The sequence below is a fragment of the Streptomyces sp. NPDC054961 genome (assembly GCF_053609145.1).
In genome coordinates, this window is the sequence record NZ_JBSGWY010000006.1 from 81,171 (window position 1) to 100,649 (window position 19,479).

The following is a 19,479-nucleotide window of genomic DNA, read 5'->3' on the forward strand; positions in this document are numbered from 1 at the left end:
GCCCGTACCCCCTCTGACCGACGGCCCCGGGTCCGGCAGCCCGCCACCCCCGGCCCCGCCCTGAAACAATTCTGCAATCTCTTGCGCAAAGTCTTGCAGGGCTCCCTCCTGGCCCCTACGGTCGCTGCAATCCCCAACTCGGCCGTGACCGGCCCCACTCGGTCCGGCCCGCCTCTTCGCCAGGAGGAATGCCCCATGTCCCGCCCCGCCAGAGCCGTCAGGGCCGTCAGGGTCGTCAAGACCGCCCGTGCCGCCGTCGCGCTGTTCTCCGTGTCCGCCCTCGCCTCCCTCGCCGCCGCGGCCGCGATCACCGCGCAGGCCCCGCAGGCCTTCGCCGCCACCCCCGGGGACAAGGACGTCACCGCCGTCATGTTCGAGTGGCGGTTCGACTCCGTGGCCAAGGCCTGCGGAGACAGTCTCGGTCCCGCCGGCTACGGGTACGTCCAGGTCTCGCCCCCGCAGGAGCACATCCAGGGGGCGCAGTGGTGGACCTCGTACCAGCCCGTCAGCTACAAGATCGCCGGACGGCTCGGTGACCGGGCGGCCTTCAAGGCGATGGTCGACGCGTGTCACGCGGCCGGCGTGAAGGTCGTCGCCGACTCCGTCGTCAACCACATGGCGGCCTCCGACGGGACCGGAACCGGCGGTACTTCGTACACGAAGTACAACTACCCGGGTCTGTACTCCGGCGCCGACATGGACGACTGCCGGGCGACGATCTCCAACTACACCGACCGCGCCAACGTCCAGAACTGCGAGCTCGTCCAGCTCGCCGACCTCGACACCGGCGAGGACTACGTCCGCGGCCGCATCGCCGGCTACCTCAACGACCTCCTCTCCCTCGGCGTCGACGGCTTCCGGATCGACGCCGCCAAGCACATGCCCGCCGCCGACCTCGCCAGCATCAAGTCCCGGCTGACGAACCCCGGCGCCTACTGGAAGCAGGAGGCGATCCACGGCGCCGGCGAGGCCGTCTCGCCGTCCGAGTACCTCGGCAACGGAGACGTGCAGGAGTTCCGCTACGCCCGGGACCTCAAGCGGGTCTTCCAGAGCGAGAACCTCTCCTACCTGAAGAACTTCGGCGAGGCCTGGGGCTACATGCCGAGCGCCCAGTCGGCCGTCTTCGTCGACAACCATGACACCGAGCGCGGCGGCGACACCCTCAACTACAAGGACGGCTCCTCCTACACCCTCGCCAGCGTGTTCATGCTGGCCTGGCCCTACGGCTCTCCGGACGTGCACTCCGGCTACGAGTGGACGGACCGGGACGCGGGACCGCCCAACGGCGGTACGGTCAACGCCTGCTACGCCGACGGCTGGAAGTGCCAGCACTCCTGGCGCGAGATCTCCTCCATGGTCGCCTTCCGCAACTCCGCGCGCGGGCAGGCCGTCACCGGCTGGTGGGACAACGGGGGCGACCAGATCGCCTTCGGGCGGGGAACCAAGGCGTACGTGGCGATCAACCACGAGGCCTCGGCGCTGACCCGGACGTTCCAGACCTCCCTCCCGGCCGGCGGCTACTGCGACGTGCAGAGCGGCCGCGCGGTCACCGTGGACGCCGGCGGGCGCTTCACCGCCACCCTCGGCGCCGGGACGGCTCTGGCCCTGCACGTGGGCGCCCGCAGCTGTGACGCCTCCACGCCCACGCCCACTCCGGCTCCCACCCCCACCGCGGCCTCCGGCGCCGCCTTCGCCGTGAACGCCACCACCTCGCTCGGCCAGGACATCTACGTCACGGGCGACCGCACCGAGCTCGGCGGCTGGAACACCGCCGGAGCCCTCAAGCTCGACCCGGCCGCCTACCCCGTCTGGAAGCTCGACGTCACGCTCCCGCCCGGCACGGTCTTCGCGTACAAGTACGTCCGCAAGGACGCCGCCGGGAACGTCACCTGGGAGAGCGGAGCCAATCGCTCCGCCACGGTCCCCGCCAGCGGCAAGGTCGCGCTGACCGACACCTGGCGCAACTGACTTCCCGTACCGCCCCCGTCCCGCACCCAAGGAGACCCGCCTTGACACGCCCCGCCCTCGCCGGCGCGGCGGGAGTGCTCGCCGCCACCCTGGCCGTGACGCTCCTGCCCGCCCTCCCCGCCGCCGCGGCCGTCGCCGCCAAGGCGCCGCCGGCCCCGCCCTCGGACGCCAAGCTGGCCGCCGAGCCCGCGCGGCACGATCTGACCCGGGAGCAGTTCTACTTCGTCCTCCCGGACCGGTTCGCGAACGGCGACCCGCGCAACGACCGGGGCGGCCTGACCGGCTCCCGGCTGGAGACCGGGCTCGACCCGACGGACAAGGGCTTCTACCAGGGCGGGGACCTCAAGGGGCTGACCGACCGGCTGGACTACATCAAGGGGCTCGGCACCACGGCCATCTGGATGGCGCCGATCTTCAAGAACCAGCCGGTGCAGGGCAAGGGTGCCGACGTCTCGGCCGGCTACCACGGCTACTGGATCACCGACTTCACCCAGGTCGACCCGCACTTCGGGACCAACGCCGACCTGGAGCGCCTGATCGACAAGGCGCACGGGAAGGGGATGAAGGTCTTCTTCGACGTCATCACCAACCACACGGCCGACGTCGTCGACTACCGCGAGGCCTCGTACGGGTACCTCTCCAAGGGTGCCTTCCCCTACCTGACCAAGGACGGGGTGCCCTTCGACGACGCCGACTACGCCGCCGGCGCCGGCGGGAAGGGCGCGTTCGCGAAGACCGACGCCGACTCCTTCCCCCGCACCCCCTTCGTGCCGGAGGCGAAGAAGAACCTCAAGTCCCCGGCCTGGCTCAACGACCCGACCATGTACCACGACCGGGGCGACTCCACCTTCGCCGGCGAGTCCTCCGGGCAGGGCGACTTCTTCGGTCTCGACGACCTGTGGACCGAGCGTCCCGAGGTCGTGGAGGGCATGGAGAAGATCTACGAGAAGTGGGTCAAGGACTTCGACATCGACGGCTTCCGGATCGATACCGTCAAGCACGTCAACACCGAGTTCTGGACGCAGTGGGCCACGGCCCTCGACACCTACGCGGCCCGCCGCGGCCGCAAGGACTTCTTCATGTTCGGCGAGGTCTACTCGGCCGACACCGCCGTCACCTCCCCCTACGTGACCCGCGGCCGCCTCGACGCCACCCTCGACTTCCCGCTGCAGGAGGCGATCCGCTCCTACGCCTCCCAGGGCGCGCCGGCCGGGCGCCTCGCGTCCGTCCTCGGCGACGACTACCGGTACACCACCGACAAGGCGAACGCGTACGAGCAGGTCACCTTCCTCGGCAACCACGACATGGGACGCTTCGGGACCTTCCTGAAGCAGGACCGGCCGGGGGCGGGGGAGCAGGAGCTGCTGGACCGGTACCGGCTGGCCAACGAGCTGATGTTCTTCTCCCGCGGCAATCCGGTGATCTACTCCGGCGACGAGCAGGGGTTCACGGGCGCGGGCGGCGACAAGGACGCCCGCCAGCCGCTCTTCGCCTCGCAGGTGGCCGACTACCTGGACGACGACCAGCTCGGAACGGTGCGCACGCACGCGAGCGATGCTTTCGATCCGGAGCACCCGCTCTACCGGCAGATCAGTGCTCTCTCGAAGCTGACGAAGGACCACCCGGCCCTGCGCGACGGCGTTCAAAGTGAACGTTTCTCCGACGGCTCCGCCTACGCCTTCGCCCGCACCGACACCCGCACCCGCACCGAGTACCTGGTCGCCGCCAACAACGGCACCGAGCCCCGCACCATAGAGCTCGACGCCCCGGCCGGCGCCCAGTACCGCACCCTCTACGGAGGAGCGGCCGCCGGAGCCGCCGCGCTCCCGCGCGCCTCCGCCGCCGGGAAGCTCACCGTCACCGTCCCCGTCCTCGGCTCCGTCGTCCTCCAGGCGACCGCCCCGACCGCCAAGCCCGCCGCCTCCAGCGCCAAGCCCGCCCTCACCCTGACGGCACCGGCCGCGGGCGCCACCGGCACCGTCGAGCTCTCCGCGACCGTGACCGGCGACCCCCTGAGCCGGGTCGTCTTCGCCGCCCAGACCGGCACCGGGCCGTGGCAGGTCCTCGGCTCCGCCGACCACGCCCCGTACAAGGTCACCCACCACGTCGAAGCGGCCACGGCCGCCGGCACCCCGCTGCGCTACAAGGCCGTCGTCGTCGACTCCGCCGGGCGCACCGCGAGCGCCCTCGCCGCGTCGACCGCCGGGCAGGCCCCGCCCGCCGAGGTCCCCACGGCCACCCAGCGCGACTACGCCGTCGTCCACTACAACCGCCCCGACGGCGACTACACCGACTGGCGCCTCTACGCCTGGGGCGACCTCGCCGAGGGCCAGGCCACGGTCTGGCCCGCCGGCCACGGCTTCACCGGCCGCGACGCCTTCGGCGCCTTCGCGTACGTCAAGCTCAAGCCCGGCGCGAGCAGCGTCAGTTACCTCGTCATCGACAAGGACGGCAACAAGGACGTCGCCGCCGACCGGACCATCGACGTGACCAAGACGGGCGAGATCTGGCTCGACCAGGGCAAGGAAGCACCCCGCCCCGAACGCCCCGCCGAGCTCCCGCAGGACGCGACGAAGGCCGTTCTGCACTACCAGCGCCCTGACGGCGCCTACGACGGCTGGGGCCTGCACGTGTGGACCGGCGCCGCGACGCCGACCGAATGGTCCAAGCCGCTGCTCCCCACCCGCACCGACACCTACGGCGCCGTCTACGAGGTCCCGCTCGCCCCCGGGGCCACGAGCCTCAGCTACATCCTCCACAACGGCGACGCCAAGGACCTCCCCACCGACCAGTCCCTGGACCTGAAGGCCACCGGCCACGAGGTCTGGATGCTGGGCGGCGTTCCCTCCTACCTCCTCCCGCAGCCCGCGGGATCCTCGGCCGCCCTGGACCTCACCAAGGCCGAAGCGGTCTGGATCGACCGTGACACCCTCGCCTGGAACGCCCCCGCGGCGGCCGCCTCCGTACAGCTCCTCGCCTCCCGCGAGGGCCGGATCGCCACCGAGGGCGGCGCCCTGACCGGGGCGGACGCGGCGCAGTGGCTGCGCCTGTCGAAGTCCCAGCTGACCGAGGCCCAGAAGAAGCGCTTCCCGCACCTGGCCTCCTCCGCGGCCTACACCGTCGACCCCCGCGACCGCGAGCGGGTGCGCGAGGCCCTGCGCGGCCAGCTCGTCGCGAGCGCCCGCGCCGCGAACGGCGCGGTCCTGGCCGCCACCGGGGTGCAGCTCGCCGGGGTCCTCGACGACCTGTACGCCAACACCGCCCCGCTCGGCCCCGTCTTCAAGGACGGCCGCCCCACCCTCTCCGTCTGGGCCCCCACCGCCCAGCAGGTCTCCCTCGAACTCGGCGGCGAAGGCGGCCGCACCGTCCCCATGCGCCGCGACGACACCACCGGCGTCTGGTCGGTGCGCGGCGAGCGCTCCTGGACCGGCAAGCCGTACCGCTACGCCGTCACCGTGTGGGCCCCGAGCACCCGCCAGGTGGTCCGCAACCTCGTCACGGACCCCTACTCCACCGCCCTGACCGCGGACTCCACCCACAGCCTGGCCGTCGACCTGGCCGACCCGAAGCTGGCCCCGCCCGGCTGGCGCGACCTGAAGAAGCCCGCGCCCGTCCCGTTCGTCTCCGCGCAGATCCAGGAGCTGCACGTCCGCGACTTCTCCGTGGCGGACCCCACCAGCACCCACCCCGGCCAGTACCTGGCCTTCACCGACACCGCCTCGGCGGGCATGCGCCACCTGCGCGAGCTGGCCGCCGCCGGGACCTCCTACGTCCACCTCCTGCCCGCCTTCGACATCGGGACCATCCCGGAAAAGCCCACGGACCGCACCGAGCCCTCCTGTGACCTGAAGGTCTACGCCCCCGACTCCGAGGAGCAGCAGGCCTGCGTGGCCGCCGCGGCCGCGAAGGACGCGTACAACTGGGGCTACGACCCGCTGCACTACACGGTCCCCGAGGGCTCGTACGCGAGCGACCCCGACGGCACGGCCCGCACCGTGGAGTTCCGCCGCATGGTGCAGTCGCTCAACGGCGCGGGCCTGCGCACGGTCATGGACGTGGTCTACAACCACACCGTGGCCTCGGGCCAGTCGGACAAGTCCGTCCTGGACCGCATCGTGCCCGGCTACTACCAGCGGCTGCTGGCCGACGGCTCCGTCGCCACGTCCACCTGCTGCGCCAACACCGCCCCCGAGAACGCCATGATGGGCCGCCTCGTGGTGGATTCGGTGGTCACCTGGGCCAAGCAGTACAAGGTCGACGGCTTCCGCTTCGACCTCATGGGCCACCACCCGAAGGACAACATCCTGGCGGTGCGCGCCGCCCTGGACGCGCTGACCGTCGCCAAGGACGGGGTCGACGGGAAGAAGATCGTCCTCTACGGGGAGGGCTGGAACTTCGGGGAGGTCGCGAACGACGCCCGCTTCGTCCAGGCCACCCAGCAGAACATGGCGGGCACCGGCATCGCCACCTTCTCCGACCGGGCCCGCGACGCGGTGCGCGGCGGTGGCCCCTTCGACGAGGACCCGCGGGTACAGGGCTTCGCGTCCGGCCTGTTCACCGCCCCGAACGCCTCCCCGGCGAACGGTACGAGCGAGCAGCAGCGCACCCGGCTCCTGCACGACCAGGACCTGATCAAGGTCGGGCTGACCGGCAACCTCGCCTCGTACGCCTTCACCGACTCCACCGGCCGCCGGATCAAGGGCTCGGAACTGGACTACAACGGCGCCCCGGCCGGATACGCGGCGGCGCCCGGCGACGCGCTCGCGTACGTCGACGCCCACGACAACGAATCGCTGTTCGACGCCCTGAAGTACAAGCTGCCGCAGGGGACCTCGACCGCCGACCAGGCCCGCGCGCAGGTCGTGGCGATGTCGGTTGCCGCGCTCTCCCAGGGGCCGTCCCTCTCCCAGGCGGGTACGGACCTGCTGCGCTCGAAGTCGCTGGACCGCAACTCCTTCGACAGCGGAGACTGGTTCAACGCCGTCCACTGGGACTGCCGTGAGGGCAACGGCTTCGGCCGGGGACTGCCGCCGGCCGCCGACAACCGCTCGAAGTGGACGTACGCGAAGCCGCTGCTGGCCGGGGATCCCGCCCCGGGCTGCGCGGACATCACGGGGACCTCGGCCGCCTACCGCGACCTCCTGAAGATCCGTACGACGGAGCCGGCCTTCGCCCTCAGCACCGCGCAGGCGGTCCAGTCCCGCCTGTCGTTCCCGCTGTCGGGGCCGGAGGAGACCCCGGGCGTGATCACGATGGCCCTGGGCGACCTGGTGGTGGTCTTCAACGCCACTCCCGCCGCGCAGACCCAGAGCGTCGCCGCCCTCGCGGGCACGGCCTACGCCCTGCACCCGGTCCAGGCCTCGGGCGCGGACGCCGCGGTCAAGGCGGCGTCGTACGACGTGCGGTCGGGCGGGTTCACGACCCCGGCCCGCACGGTGGCGGTCTTCCGCCGGGGGTGAACGGGAGGGCGCCGGGCCGGTTCCCGCTCCGGGCGGGGGTGAGCCGGCCGGCGCCGGGCCGGGCCGCCCCCGCCGGTCGCGGCCGGGGGCGGCTCACACCAGCGTGAGCCGGTCGAGCCGCTTCTCCAGCAGGATCACCCCGTACACCCGGCCGTCCGCGGCCTCCTTGTGGGGGAACTCCCCGACCACCCGGTAGCCCGCACCCTGGTAGTACGCGACCAGGCGCGGGTTGGTGGAGACGCAGTCCAGTCGCGCCCGTTCGAGGCCGGCCCTGGCGATGCGCCGCTCGGCATGTTCGAGCAGCCGCCGGCCGGCCCCGACGGGCGCGCTCTCGCGTTCGACCATGAGCCGGTGGACGTAGCCGGCCACGGGCGGCTGGACGCCCCAGGCCTCCTCGTCGGACCACCACAGCTCGTACGCCCCGACGGCGCGGCCGTCGGTGTCGCCGGCGATCCACACCTCGCCCTGGCGCATCTTCTCGAGGAAGTGCGCGGTGCTCTTCTCCCCGGGCTTCCACTGCTCGATCCCTTGGCGAACCATCCAGTGGGCCGCCTGGTCGTACAGGGCCACCAGGGTGCCGGTGTCCTTCTGTTCCGCCTGCCGGAACAAGATCTCGTCGTCAATGATCATGCAGGCATTATGGCCCGGCCGTTGATCAAGGACCGGTGGCCCCGAGGCACTCGCGCGGGTCCGTCCAGCTCCTCTCGAGCGGTACTCAGCGCTGCGCGCCCGCGCCCGGCTTCGCCGAGTGCGGCACGAGGGCCGCGAGCCGCCCTACCAGCTCCCCGAACGGCCCGTCGGCCGGCTCGTTCACGAGGATCCGTACGAGGATGCCCGCCATCTGCGCGTCGTAGGCGGCGCTCACCGCGGCCAGTGCCGCGAAGTCGTGCACCAGCTGCAGTTCCAGCTCGGCGCGCGGGATCCGCCGCCCGTCCAGCCAGATCAGCGCGGTCGACTCGGCCAGCGACACCCACGAGCGGACCACCAGCTCCAGCCGGGCCGGCGTGGCCTGCTGATCGACGCCCAGGTGCGCGAGGATCTGCTCGTACGCCGCCTGGCGCACCTCGTCGATCATCGCGTTGGCCCGGCTGCTCCCGACGGCCGGGCCGCCCCGCATCAGCGCCGAGAACCCCGGCCCGTGGTCGTCCACGAAGGCGAAGAACCGCCCCATGACCCGCAGCAACCGGGCGCCGAGCGGCCCTTCCTGCGGCTCGTGGAAGCGCAGGGCGAGCTCGTCGGCGGCCCGGCTCAGCGCGGCCTCGTACAGGCTCAGTTTGCCCGGGAAGTAGTGGTAGACCAGCGGCCGCGATATCCCCGCCGCCGCCGCGATCTCGTCGATGGACACATCGTCGGGCGACCGGTGGCTGAACAGCTCCAGCGCCACCCCGATCAGCTGCTGCCGCCGCTCCTCGACACTCATCCTGCGCCGCACCCCGGTTGTCATGCGGACACCCTACTTCGCCGCCCGCCGGGGCCGTTGCCCCGGAGGCCCCGGTTCCGCCGGGGGCCGGGCTACAGGTCCAGGACCAGGTGGTCCGCGGCCGCGCGGGAGACGCACAGGAGCATCGAGTCCTCGCGTTCGCCGTCCGTGAGGAGGGTGTCGCGGTGGTCGACGCCGCCCGACAGGACGCGGTGCCGGCAGGTGCCGCAGAAGCCCTGCTCGCAGGAGTACGGGGTGTTGGGCAGCTCCCGGCGCACGGCGGCCAGGGCGGATTCCGCCGCCGCCACCTCGATCAGGCGTCCCGAGCGCCGCAGTTCCACCGTGAAGGACTTCGCGTCGCCTCCCGAGGCGGTCGGGGAGAAGCGCTCCCCGTGCACGGGGACGCCCGCCGCGGCCGCCGCCTCGACCGCCGCCGTCAGGGGCGCCGGACCGCAGCAGTAGACCAGCGTGTCCGGGCGCAGCGCCGCGAGCGGGGAGAGGTCGGGCAGGCCCGCCTCGTCCTGCGGGACGACCGTGACCCGGTCGCCGTACGCGGCCAGTTCGTCCAGGAAGGGCATGGAGGCGCGCGAACGGCCGCCGTAGAGGAGGGTCCAGGCCGCGCCCGCGGCCTCGGCGGCCCGGACCATCGGGAGCACCGGGGTGATGCCGATGCCGCCGGCCACGAAGGCGTAGGAGGGGGCGGGCAGGAGGGGGAAGCGGTTGCGGGGAGGGCGGACGGAGAGCTCCGCGCCCTCCGTCACCTGCTCGTGCGCCTCGCGCGAGCCGCCGCGGCCGTCCTCGACCAGCCGGATCGCGATCGTGTAGCGGCCCGGGGCGCGGGGGTCGCCGCACAGCGAGTACTGGCGCACCAGGCCCGAGGGGAGCCGTACGTCCACGTGCGCGCCCGGGGCCCAGGCAGGGAGGTCCGGCGATTGCAGCGTCAGGGACAGCACGCCGTCCGCGGGCTCCGTGCGGGACGCGACCAGGGCCGGAATCCACCGGCGCGGCGAGTATCCCGAGACCGGGGTGTCCAGGGCCGGCAGCGGCCAGAGCGGCGATCCGCCGTCGATGCGCCTGCCGACCGCCCGCTTCGCCAGCCACGCCGCGCCCGCCAGCGCCCCCATCGTCACCGCGGTGGTCCGCCTCATGCGCGGGCACCTCCGTTGGCGCCGGGAGAGGAGGCCAGGTAGGCGACGGCCTGCGCCGTCGAACCCTCCTGGGAGGGGTGGTACGTACGGGACAGGTACGTGGGGATCGACTTCAGCATCGCGCCCGTGGAGGGCAGGGTGCCCTTGCGCCCCGACCGGTGGAACTGGCCCACCGAGGCCTTGGAGCCGGGCGGCAGTTCGGGGTCGTGCTCCATGAAGTAGCGCGATCCGCGCTGCCACAGGAAGACCAGCGCCGTGAAGGCGGTGGCCCAGGTCCGCGCCCGGCGCCGGTAGCTGCCGTCCACGTGCATGAAGAGGTCGAAGGCGACCGAACGGTGCTCGACCTCCTCCGCGCCGTGCCAGCGCAGCAGGTCCAGCATCATCGGATCGGCGCCCCGCCGGTCCAGTTCGTGCGCGTTGAGCACCCAGTTGCCCAGGAAGGCGGTGTAGTGCTCGATCGCCGCGATCATCGCCACGCGTTCCATCAGCCACCACCTGCGCGCCCTGCCCGGCGGCAGGGTCCGGTCGCCGAGCAGCTTCTCGAAGAGCCAGTCGACCTGCGCGGTGTACGGGGTCGGGTCCAGGCCCAGCCGCTTGAGGTGGGGGAGCACGTCGTCGTGCGCGCTCGCGTGCATGGCCTCCTGGCCGATGAACCCCACGACGTCCTCGCGCAGTCGCTCGTCCTCGATGTACGGGAGCACCTGCTTGTAGACGTGCACGAACCAGCGTTCGCCCGCCGGGAGCAGCAGGTGCAGCACGTTGATCGTGTGGTTGGCGAAGGGGTCGCCGGGCAGCCAGTGGAGCGGGGTGTCCTCCCAGGCGAAGGACACGTCGCGGGCCTTGAGGTCTATGTGTTCCGACGCCACGGGGGCGGGCGACGCGGGCGGCGTATTAGACATGGCGTCAATGTACTGATGGGTATGGGGGAGGGAAACCCCTCTGCCGCCATCAAGTTCCGCGGCCCCCGGGAGCACGCAGCGCGCTCCCGGGGATCTTGGGGCTCGGGGGCCCGGTCCGGCTACCGACCCGACTGCCCGCTCGCGAGCGCCCACTCGCGGTTGAGGGCGCCCAGCGGGATGCGGCGCTCGAAGACGGGCGTGCCGAACAGGGACAGCTGGAGGTGGAGCTGCCCGCTCAGGTCGAAGCCGCCGTACAGCGCCCACGCGCCGGCGAGGGAGGTCTTGCCGTCGCTGGCCGCCGTCGCCTTGGCGTCGGCCTCGCCGCGCAGGTACGGGGCGAAGTCCGCGCTGACGCCGACGGCCCCGTACAGGCCGACGGAGGCCTCGGCGCCGAGCGCGCCCTTGACCTTCCCGGTGGCGGTGACGCTCGCCCCGACCGGCGTGCTCCGGACGGTGGACGCGCTGACCGGAGTCCAGCCCTTGCCCGTCGCGTAGGAGCCGCCGACCTTGAAGTCGCCCTTGACGTCCTGCTGTACGTCAAGGGTCACGCGGCCGTCGGCCTCCACCTGGACGTAGCAGGTCAGGTCGAGGTTGACCACGACCGGCACCGGTCCGACCTGGATGACCGGAGCGCTGTGCAGCTTGGCGAACGGGATCCGCTTGGGCGCTCCGGTGGTCGCGGCGGCGCGGCCCTGGAGCTTCCACTGCGAGGACCAGTCGCCGCTCATGCCGAGGAAGGCGGAACGCGGCTCGGCGGCGCCCCCGCCCGGGCTGCCGTCGTACGAGAACTCCACCTGGGGGGCGAGCTGGACGAACCCGGACACCGAGGCGCCGGCCGACGCGGGGGCGTCCGGGGCGGTGTCCACGGCGGCGTTCACATCGAGGCGCAGGTTGCCCAGGGGCAGCTTCGCGCCTTCGGGGCCGAACGTCACGCCCTGGCTCTTGGCCCAGGAGAAGGTGACGCCCTTCATCAGGGGTTCGACGGTGACCGACGCGGGGTCGACGGGGACCTTGCCGTCGGCCTTGTCGTCGTTCAGGACGGAGGCCAGTGTCGTGGAGGCGGTCTTGACCTCGGTGCCGCGGTCGGTCTTCCCGACGACCTCGGTGACCTTGGCGAGCAGGCCGTTGGGGGCGCCAGGAGCCGGTGCGCTGGCGATGACGTCGCCGACCGCGACGGGCTTGTCGGCCTCCGGCTTCTTGTCCGGCTCCGGCTTCTTGCCGGCCTCCGGCTTCTTGCCGGGCGAGGATGACGGGGCGGGCCCCTGCGGGGCCTTGGCTATGACGGCCCGTCCGCTCGCCGGGTCGTACGAGGCGACCTTCAGCGAGGACTGCCCCGTCCTGCCCTTCCCGTCGGCGCGGGACACGGCCGCCGGCGTAGGTGTGCCCTGCGGCGCCGCGGCCACGTCGAGCTGCTGCGACGGGCCGTCGCCCGCGGGCGCGAGGGCGGCGGGGGCGGCCGCGTCCGCGGCGCCGGCGTGCGGCGTGGAGGAGCAGCCGGTGGCGGTGAGCGCGAGTGTGGTCAGGCCGGGGAGCAGGAGCCGTCGGGCGAGCATGCGCACGTGGGTGAACCTTCGATACGTGAGGGGTGCGGGTTGGTTACCTGCCGGTAACCGGAATTCGATCATGCCATGTGTGCCCGGTGGCAGTCATGTCCGGATCGCGCCAACTACCCGACCGTTCGCGACGGTTGAAGATTCACCCACGTTCCGGCGGGGCTACCGCAGGACACCCGCCTTCGATCCGTCCGTCAGCTTGCCCGACAGCTCCACCTGCGCGCCCGCCGGAGCCTTCACCGCCAGCCGGTTGCCCGCCGCGACCCCGCTCACCTGGCCGCCACCGACCGTCAGCGAGGCGAACTGCGCGCTGCCCGCGGCCAGTACGTACCACTGCCCGGCCTTCGACTTCCACAGCACCCCGGCCAGCACCCGCGGTTCCCGCGGCCCGCACGCCGGCGAGCCCTCCGCCTTCGCCGCCTGCGCGGCCAGCGCCGCCCCCGGGGCCAGGAACTGCGCCTGCACCCGGTCCGCGGTGCCCTGCCAGGTCTCCGCCCGCGTACACAGCCAGGTCGCCGTGCCGTCGCCCTCGGGCAGCGGCTGCTTCGCGTACGTCCACGCGTTGACCGTCCGCACCCCGTGCGAGCGCACGGACGGCAGCAGGCACGCGATCCGTGACCAGTCGGCCAGTTCCCCGCCCTCCGTCACGTTCCGCTCGGCGCCCGGCGCGCCCGACGTCAGCCGGGCCGGGGTCAGTTCGCCCAGGTCGGTGATGAGCCGGGTCCCGCCGTCGCCGGTCAGGGCCAGCGCGTTCCAGCTCGCGCAGGTGCCCTCCGGGGCCGGGCTCGCCACCGGTGGGGTCGTTCCGTCCGCCGTCAGCTTCAGCTCCGCGGGGGCGCTGGCCGGCTTCAGCAGATCGCGCAGCACCACGCCCGTCACCCACGGCGCCGCCAGGTAGCGGACGTTGCCGTCGACCCGGCTGAGCACGAGGGCGGTCGCCGTGTCCGCCGAGGCACCGTCGGTCCGGGCGAAGTCCAGGGCCGCGATGTCGGTCCCGGAGCGCGGTTCGGCGTACCGGGCCACGCGCAGCCCGTCGTAGAGCAGGACCACGACGGCCTGGTCGACCGTGCCCGCGAACAGCAGCTGAGGCGGGCCCATCGGCGGCCCCGACGGGGTGCCGGGGGTGGCCGAGACGACGACCGAGCGGCCGGGCCGGGCCCAGACGGCCAGCGCCCGCCGCAGCAGGGCGGTGTCGTCGACGCGGTCGCCGCGCGCGGGCCAGCCGGAGTAGTCGGTACGGGAGGACGTGCGCCAGACGTCCGGCGCGGCCCGGACCAGCTGCCCGGGGTCCAGGGCCTGCTCCGCCGCCGCGTTCCGCGCGTACGGCGGGGCCGCCGCCCCGTCGGCTCCCCAGCCCCCGCCGGGCAGCGCGAGCAGCGCCCCGCACACCAGCAGGGCGGCCCCGGCGGCGATCCCGGCCCGCACGAACCGGCGGCGGCGCAGCAGGTCGGTGGGCCGGGCCTGGAGCACGCACGGGTCGAACTCGGGGGAGGCGAACAGCTCGTCGGTGGCCGGATCGCCGGATTCGGCGACGGCCGCGGCCGGATGCGCGACCCCCGCCTCCGTCAGGACCCGGAGCACGTCCGGCTCGGACAGCCGCTCCAGCGCGCGCAGCACGCAGGCGGCCCGGCCCGGCCCGTCGAGGGTGGCCAGCCACTGGTCGAGGGCCAGCTCCTCGGCGCCGCCCGCGCGCGGGAACAGCCGAAGCCCCCACACCTGGGGGAGCAGCGGGGGCAGTTGGGCCCGCCGGGGCAGCGCACGGAAGGTCAGCGGGATCCCGGCCTCCAGGGCGGACCGCAGCACGCGCAGGCGTACGTAGGCGTACCCGGACTCGTGCTCCGCCCCGCCCCGCTGCCCGGGGACCCCGCCCTGCACCGCGGCCTGGGCGGCGGCCGCCCCGTCCCGGCGGCCGCGCGGCAGGGCGCGCTGGGCCAGCGAGTGCGCGGTGAGCACCCGGCGGTTGCGGCCGAGGGAGGGCGGCAGCACCAGGTAGGCGAGCCGCACCAGCCGCGGGTAGTGCTCGACGATGGCGGCCTCGGCCTGCTCGACGTCGGGCGAGAGGGGGCGGGTGGCGGTATCCGGCGCAGTCACGTTCAGCAGAACGAGCGAATGGTCGGATGGTTGCGCACGTTCGGCCGAGTCCGGCGGGCGGCCGGACCGTGAACCGCCGAGTGGATCAGGCCACGAGCCGCCCTGTGGATCAGCCGATGGGCCGCCGCGTGGATCAGGCGACGAGCCGCTCGCGCAGCGCCTCGACCGTCTCGTCGCGGACGCCGAGTCCCTCGCGCACGTACTTCTCCATCGAGCCGTAGCGCGTGGTCACCTCGTCCAGTGCCGCCTCCAGGTAAGAGGGGTAGACGCCGATCAGCGCCAGCGCGAGATCCGGGTCGCCGCCGGCCGCCGTGAAGCCCTCGATCATGGGGGCGAAGGCGATCCGCACCGCCGGGTTCACCGACAGGTACTCGTCCATCAGCGTCTCGTCGTCCGCGCCGAGCAGCGACAGCACGATGGTCGCGCCCCAGCCCGTACGGTCCTTGCCGGCCGTGCAGTGGAACAGCAGCGGGCCCGCCTGGGGGTCGGCGAGCTCGGTGAGCAGCAGCCGGTACGCGGCCTGGGCCGAGGCGGAGCTCACCAGCGAACGGTAGATGCCCGCGAACAGCGCCTGGACCTTGCCGCCGCCCAGGTGCTCCTCCGCGACCGCGGGGTCGGACAGCAGGTCCTTGAGCTGCGCGGCGGGGATCTTGCCGGTCTCGGCGCCCCTCGGGCCGTCGGCGTTCATCTTGTCGGCCAGGGCATCGGCTATCAGCAGCCGGGCGCCGGCCGGCACCCGGTCGGGGTGCTCGCCGCGCTCGGTGTCGGTGCGGAAGTCGAGGACCGTACGGATGCCCAGCGCGGCCACCACCGGGTCGGCGTCGAGGTCGAGCCGGTCGAGCTGGCCGGAGCGGAGCACCAGGCCGGGGCGCACGGTGCGGCCGCCGGAGAGCGGGGTGCCGCCGAGGTCGCGGAGATTGGCGACGGTCGTGGCGGTGGTGACGGTCATCGTGGCGGCTCCAGCGGTGGCGGTGGCGGCGGCGGTGTGGGTGGTGTCCGTGGTGAGGGTGGTATCGGTGCCGGGGGCATTCGAAAAACGAATGATCGAAGAATCGGATCGGACCGGACCGGACCGGATCGGAGGAATGCGGAGGAACTTGGAGGAACCGGAGGGATCAGGGGCTAGGCGGACAGCGGTGACATGCGTCGGGTGACGCGTGTCATTCCCCTGATTTTGGTAGATCTTTCCCCGGAAGCACAATCGGCGGCCAGCGAGAGCCCGAGGCCCACTCCCAGCGCCACCAGGTGCCCGGCGTCGGTGAAGGTCCGCCCCCGCCGCAGCACCGGCCGCACGGCGAGGGCCAGCAGCCCCACCCGGGCGGCGGTGCGCACGGGCCCGCGCGGCAGCGTCGAGGTCAGCGCGCCGAGCACGGTGTTGAGCCCGTAACTGGTGCCCACGTCCACCGCCCTGCGGGTCCGCGGACCGGCCGTCCCGCGCAGGACGCCGTACACCAGCAGGGTCGCCGCGGTGTGGCCGAACAGGAAGGCGGCGGCCGTCCACCAGGCCCCGTACGCGTATTCGGCGTATCCGAGGACCGCCGTCAGGAGCAGCGCGTACGGCAGTGGCATCGGCTCCTCGACCAGCAGCGCGCTGAGCGCCAGGGTCCCCCAGCGGCCGGCGTCGAGGTTGTCCACGTTGGTCGAGCAGGTGCGCAGCAGCCGCTCGCGCGCCGCCGGTGCCAGCCGCTCGAGGGCGTACGCGCCGAGCTGCACCCCGCCCGCGTACACCGCACCCAGGGGCACTGTCAACGGCAGTGGATTCATCCGTCCATGATCGGGTACCCCGGTGCGTTGAGCCAGGCCGGGACCCGTGTCACGATGCCCTGGTCATGTCACAGAGCCCGGCGCCCCTGCGCGCTGCCCGGGCCGCGGTATTCGCGGCGGTGGCTGTCGCACTGGGTGCGTTCGGGCATTCGTCCATGTCCGGTACGGACATTCCCGCATTGGGGCTTCTGTCCGCTTTCGGGGTGACCGGAGGGCTCGTCTGGCTCGGCGCCGGGCGCCGCCGGGGACCCCTGCCCATCGCCGCCGCGCTGCTCGGCGTCCAGGCGGTCCTGCACCTCGTCTTCTCCGCCTTCCCCGGCGGCCACCACGCGAGGGACGCGGAGCCGGGCGGCGCGGCCGGCGGGCACATGGGCATGGAGGGCATGGACGGCGTGCCGGGCCCGGACGTACCGGCCATGGCCGACATGCACATGGCCGACATGCACATGGCCAGCATGGACATGAGCGGCATGGACATGAGCGGCATGGGCATGGCCGGCATGGACATGAGCGGTCTGGCGGGCGCCCACGCCCACGACGGCCTCGGCATGATCGCCGCACACGTCCTCGCCGGGCTGCTCTGCGCGGCCTGGCTGGCCCGGGGCGAGGCGGCCGTCTTCCGTCTCGCCGCCGCCCTCGCGGCCGGTGCGCTGCACGGCGCCCGGCCGCTCTCCCGGGTCCTCGCCCTGCTCCGGACGCGCGCGCTCGGCGCGGCTCCGCTGCCCGCCGTGCGCCGCCCCGCCGCCCACCGGCGGCCCCGCACCCTGCGCGGGGCCGTGCACGCCCACACGGCCGAACGGCGCGGGCCGCCGGTGCGGGGACGGATCCGTATCACGGCCCCCGGCCGTCCCGCCCGCGCCTGACCGAACGGCGCACCTCCTCGGCGAGGGGGCGGGACCCGGGGCCGCTCACCCCTGTCTTCGCCCACACCTAGGACACCCATGTCTCTCGACGAGGTCCAGGGAGCCCGCGCCGCGGACTCCGACGTACCCGGAACCGACGCGGAAGCCGCACCGGCCTCCGCCTCCGCCTCCACCTCTGATTCCACCTCTGCTTCTGCCTCTTCCTCCGCGCGCTCCTCGGCCGCCGGCCCCACCGCCGGGCCCGGTGCGTGGGCCTCCTTGCGGCCGTTGCTCCTGCGCCTGCACTTCTACGCCGGGGTGCTGATCGCCCCGCTGCTGTTCCTCGCCGCCACCACCGGTCTGCTCTACGCGGGCTCCTGGCAGGCCGAGAAGATCCTCTACTCCGACGAGCTCACGGTCGACCACGTCGGCGCGAGCGCGCTGCGGCTCGGCGAGCAGGTCGACGCGGCCAAGAACGCCGCGCCGCAGGGCACGGTGGTCTCCGTGTGGCCGGCCCCCGAGGCGGACGCCACCACCCGGGTGATCATGGAGAGCCCGGGACTCGCCGAGGGCGAGACCCTCACCGTGTTCGTCGATCCGTATACGGCCCAGGTGCGCGGGAAGCTCACCACCGTCGGTGACGCGCTGCCGCTGCGGGCCTGGCTGAGCGAGTTCCACTCCAGCCTCCAGCTGGGGGAGCCCGGTCGGAACTACAGCGAGCTCGCGGCGAGCTGGCTGTGGGTGGTCGTGCTCGGCGGGCTCGCGCTGTGGATCGGCCGCAGGCGCACCCGTAAGGCGGCGCTGGTCCTTCCTGACCGCACGTCGACCGGTCGGCGCAAGACGCTGTCCTGGCACGGATCCGTCGGCGTCTGGATCGCCATCGGCCTCGTCGGCCTCTCCGCCACCGGCCTGACCTGGTCGAAGTACGCCGGCGAGAACATCGGGCAGCTCCAGGACCGCCTCGGCGGCGCGACCCCGGCCGTCTCCGCCGCGGTGGGCGGCGTCCCGGCCGCCGAGGCCGGCGGGGAGCACGCCGGGCACGGCGGGGGCGACGGCGCGCAGCCGGCGTCCACGCCGGCCGACGCCATCGGCATCGACGGCGCGGTCGCCGCGGCGCGGGCCGCCGGGGTCACCGAATCCCTGCGGATCACCCTGCCCTCCCGGGGGAAGGGGTACGTGGTCAAGGAGCAGGACAAGCAGGTGCCGGTGCACCTGGACGCCGTCTCCGTCGATCCCGCCGACGGCCGGGTCATGGACGAACTCCGCTTCGCCGACCATCCGCTGCTCGCCCAGCTGACCCGCTTCGGCATCGACCTGCACATGGGCCTGACCTTCGGTCTGGCCAACCAGCTGGCGCTGGCCGCCCTCGCGGTCCTGCTGATGTTCATGGTCGTCTGGGGCTACCGCATGTGGTGGCTGCGCCGTCCGACCAAGGAGCACGGCCTGTCGTTCGGCCGCGCGCAGCCCCGCGGGGCGTGGCGGAAGCTGCCGGTGACGGCGCTGCTGCCGCTGGCCGCCGTGACGGCCCTCGTGGGCTGGTTCGTACCGCTGCTCGGGATCAGCCTGCTGGTGTTCCTGGCCGTCGACCTGCTGCTGGGCTTCGCGGCGTCGAGGCGCCGGGCGGGCGCGGAGGCGGAGGCGGGCGCGGAGGCCTAGGGGCTTCTTCCGGGGCCCCTGTCGGGCCCCGGCCGGGGGTTCCCGCCCGGGGTCCGGCAGGGCTTCCTGTCGGGACCCCTGTCGGGACCCCTGTCGGGACCCCTGCCGGGACCCCGGCCGCGGCCGGGGTCCGGCGGGAGGCCTACGCCCCGGTCGGGTCCGTCTCGGCGCGCGTGGGACGGCCGAGGGCGAGGCGCACCACGCGGACCCAGGCCGACCAGCGGGCCGGGTGCGGCGCCCGGCCGGTGGCCGCGCGCTGGACGTTGTCGAACGCGTCGTTCAGCAGGGCCTCGTGCAGCCAGCGGATCGCCAGGGGCCACATGAGGCGCATCGCGCCCTCCATGCGTCCCGCCGCGGTGTGGGAGATCCGGCAGCGCGCCGGCCCGTCCGGGGTGACCAGGAATTCGTGGTAGCCGTTCATGCCGAGCCCCGGAGCGAAGGCGAACCGGACGCGTCGGCCCGGTTCGTAGGCGGTGACCGAGTAGCCGATCCGTCCGTGGCCGCCGCTCGACCCGACCGCGAGGCCCGCGTCGAGCACCAGCTGCGGCCAGTCCGGTGCGGGCCAGATCCGGTCCTGCGGGGTGCCCAGGCGGTCGAGGAGGGCGCCGACCTCGGTGGCGGGCGCGTCGATGGTGCGCTGTTGGAAGTTGTGCACGTCGTCTCCCTGAGCCAGCTTCCA

General features: G+C 73.5%; 13 protein-coding genes. 4 read left to right on the top strand and 9 right to left on the bottom strand.

Translation table 11 applies throughout. The annotated features are described in order from the left end of the window. The first annotated feature begins 195 nt into the window (after positions 1-195). Together ACWF9Z_RS08660 and pulA are read left to right on the top strand one after the other, a co-directional pair. Positions 196-1,968 carry a carbohydrate-binding module family 20 domain-containing protein gene (locus ACWF9Z_RS08660; protein ID WP_453598998.1) on the top strand — a complete coding sequence of 591 codons (1,773 nt, stop codon included), beginning with the start codon at positions 196-198 and terminating at the stop codon, positions 1,966-1,968. Between the two features lie 41 nt (positions 1,969-2,009). Further along, entirely contained in the window at positions 2,010-7,427 is a 5,418-nt protein-coding gene (gene pulA / locus ACWF9Z_RS08665; RefSeq protein WP_453599001.1) for a pullulanase-type alpha-1,6-glucosidase, read from the top strand. 93 nt (positions 7,428-7,520) lie between these two features. On the opposite strand, the gene ACWF9Z_RS08670 is transcribed toward pulA, so the two are convergent. The 8 genes from ACWF9Z_RS08670 to ACWF9Z_RS08705 form a co-directional block, all read right to left on the bottom strand. After that, positions 7,521-8,057 carry an N-acetyltransferase family protein gene (locus ACWF9Z_RS08670; protein WP_453599004.1) on the bottom strand — a complete coding sequence of 179 codons (537 nt, stop codon included), beginning with the start codon at positions 8,055-8,057 and terminating at the stop codon, positions 7,521-7,523. An 85-nt stretch (positions 8,058-8,142) separates the two neighbouring features. After that, the gene (locus tag ACWF9Z_RS08675; protein WP_453599006.1) at positions 8,143-8,871 is read right to left on the bottom strand and encodes a TetR/AcrR family transcriptional regulator; all 729 of its coding nucleotides are present in this window, start codon (positions 8,869-8,871) and stop codon (positions 8,143-8,145) included. A 68-nt stretch (positions 8,872-8,939) separates the two neighbouring features. Continuing rightward, positions 8,940-9,995, bottom strand: a complete 1,056-nt coding sequence (locus tag ACWF9Z_RS08680; protein ID WP_453599009.1) for a PDR/VanB family oxidoreductase — start codon at positions 9,993-9,995, stop codon at positions 8,940-8,942. Next, on the bottom strand, positions 9,992-10,894 hold the full coding sequence (locus ACWF9Z_RS08685; protein WP_453599012.1) for a metal-dependent hydrolase: 903 nt from the start codon (positions 10,892-10,894) through the stop codon (positions 9,992-9,994). Before ACWF9Z_RS08685 ends, ACWF9Z_RS08680 begins: the two co-directional genes overlap by 4 nt. A gap of 119 nt (positions 10,895-11,013) precedes the next feature. Then, a complete protein-coding gene (locus ACWF9Z_RS08690) occupies positions 11,014-12,453 on the bottom strand; it encodes a hypothetical protein (protein WP_453599014.1) in 1,440 nt (479 codons plus the stop codon). A gap of 156 nt (positions 12,454-12,609) precedes the next feature. After that, positions 12,610-14,538 carry a hypothetical protein gene (locus ACWF9Z_RS08695; RefSeq protein ID WP_453599017.1) on the bottom strand — a complete coding sequence of 643 codons (1,929 nt, stop codon included), beginning with the start codon at positions 14,536-14,538 and terminating at the stop codon, positions 12,610-12,612. 133 nt (positions 14,539-14,671) lie between these two features. Continuing rightward, the gene (locus ACWF9Z_RS08700; protein WP_453599020.1) at positions 14,672-15,487 is read right to left on the bottom strand and encodes a tyrosine-protein phosphatase; all 816 of its coding nucleotides are present in this window, start codon (positions 15,485-15,487) and stop codon (positions 14,672-14,674) included. A gap of 173 nt (positions 15,488-15,660) precedes the next feature. Continuing rightward, positions 15,661-16,302, bottom strand: a complete 642-nt coding sequence (locus ACWF9Z_RS08705) for a rhomboid-like protein (protein ID WP_453599023.1) — start codon at positions 16,300-16,302, stop codon at positions 15,661-15,663. A gap of 203 nt (positions 16,303-16,505) precedes the next feature. Between ACWF9Z_RS08705 and ACWF9Z_RS08710 the strand changes: the two genes are divergently transcribed. Together ACWF9Z_RS08710 and ACWF9Z_RS08715 are read left to right on the top strand one after the other, a co-directional pair. Further along, complete coding sequence (locus tag ACWF9Z_RS08710) at positions 16,506-17,165, top strand: hypothetical protein (protein WP_453599025.1); 660 nt, start codon at positions 16,506-16,508, stop codon at positions 17,163-17,165. 78 nt (positions 17,166-17,243) lie between these two features. Then, positions 17,244-18,800, top strand: coding sequence for a PepSY-associated TM helix domain-containing protein (locus ACWF9Z_RS08715; RefSeq protein WP_453599028.1), 1,557 nt, complete (start codon positions 17,244-17,246; stop codon positions 18,798-18,800). Positions 18,801-18,942: 142 nt separating this feature from the next. Here ACWF9Z_RS08715 and ACWF9Z_RS08720 read toward each other — a convergent pair whose 3' ends face one another. Continuing rightward, on the bottom strand, positions 18,943-19,455 hold the full coding sequence (locus ACWF9Z_RS08720) for an SRPBCC family protein (RefSeq protein ID WP_453599031.1): 513 nt from the start codon (positions 19,453-19,455) through the stop codon (positions 18,943-18,945). Between the last annotated feature and the right edge of the window lie 24 nt (positions 19,456-19,479).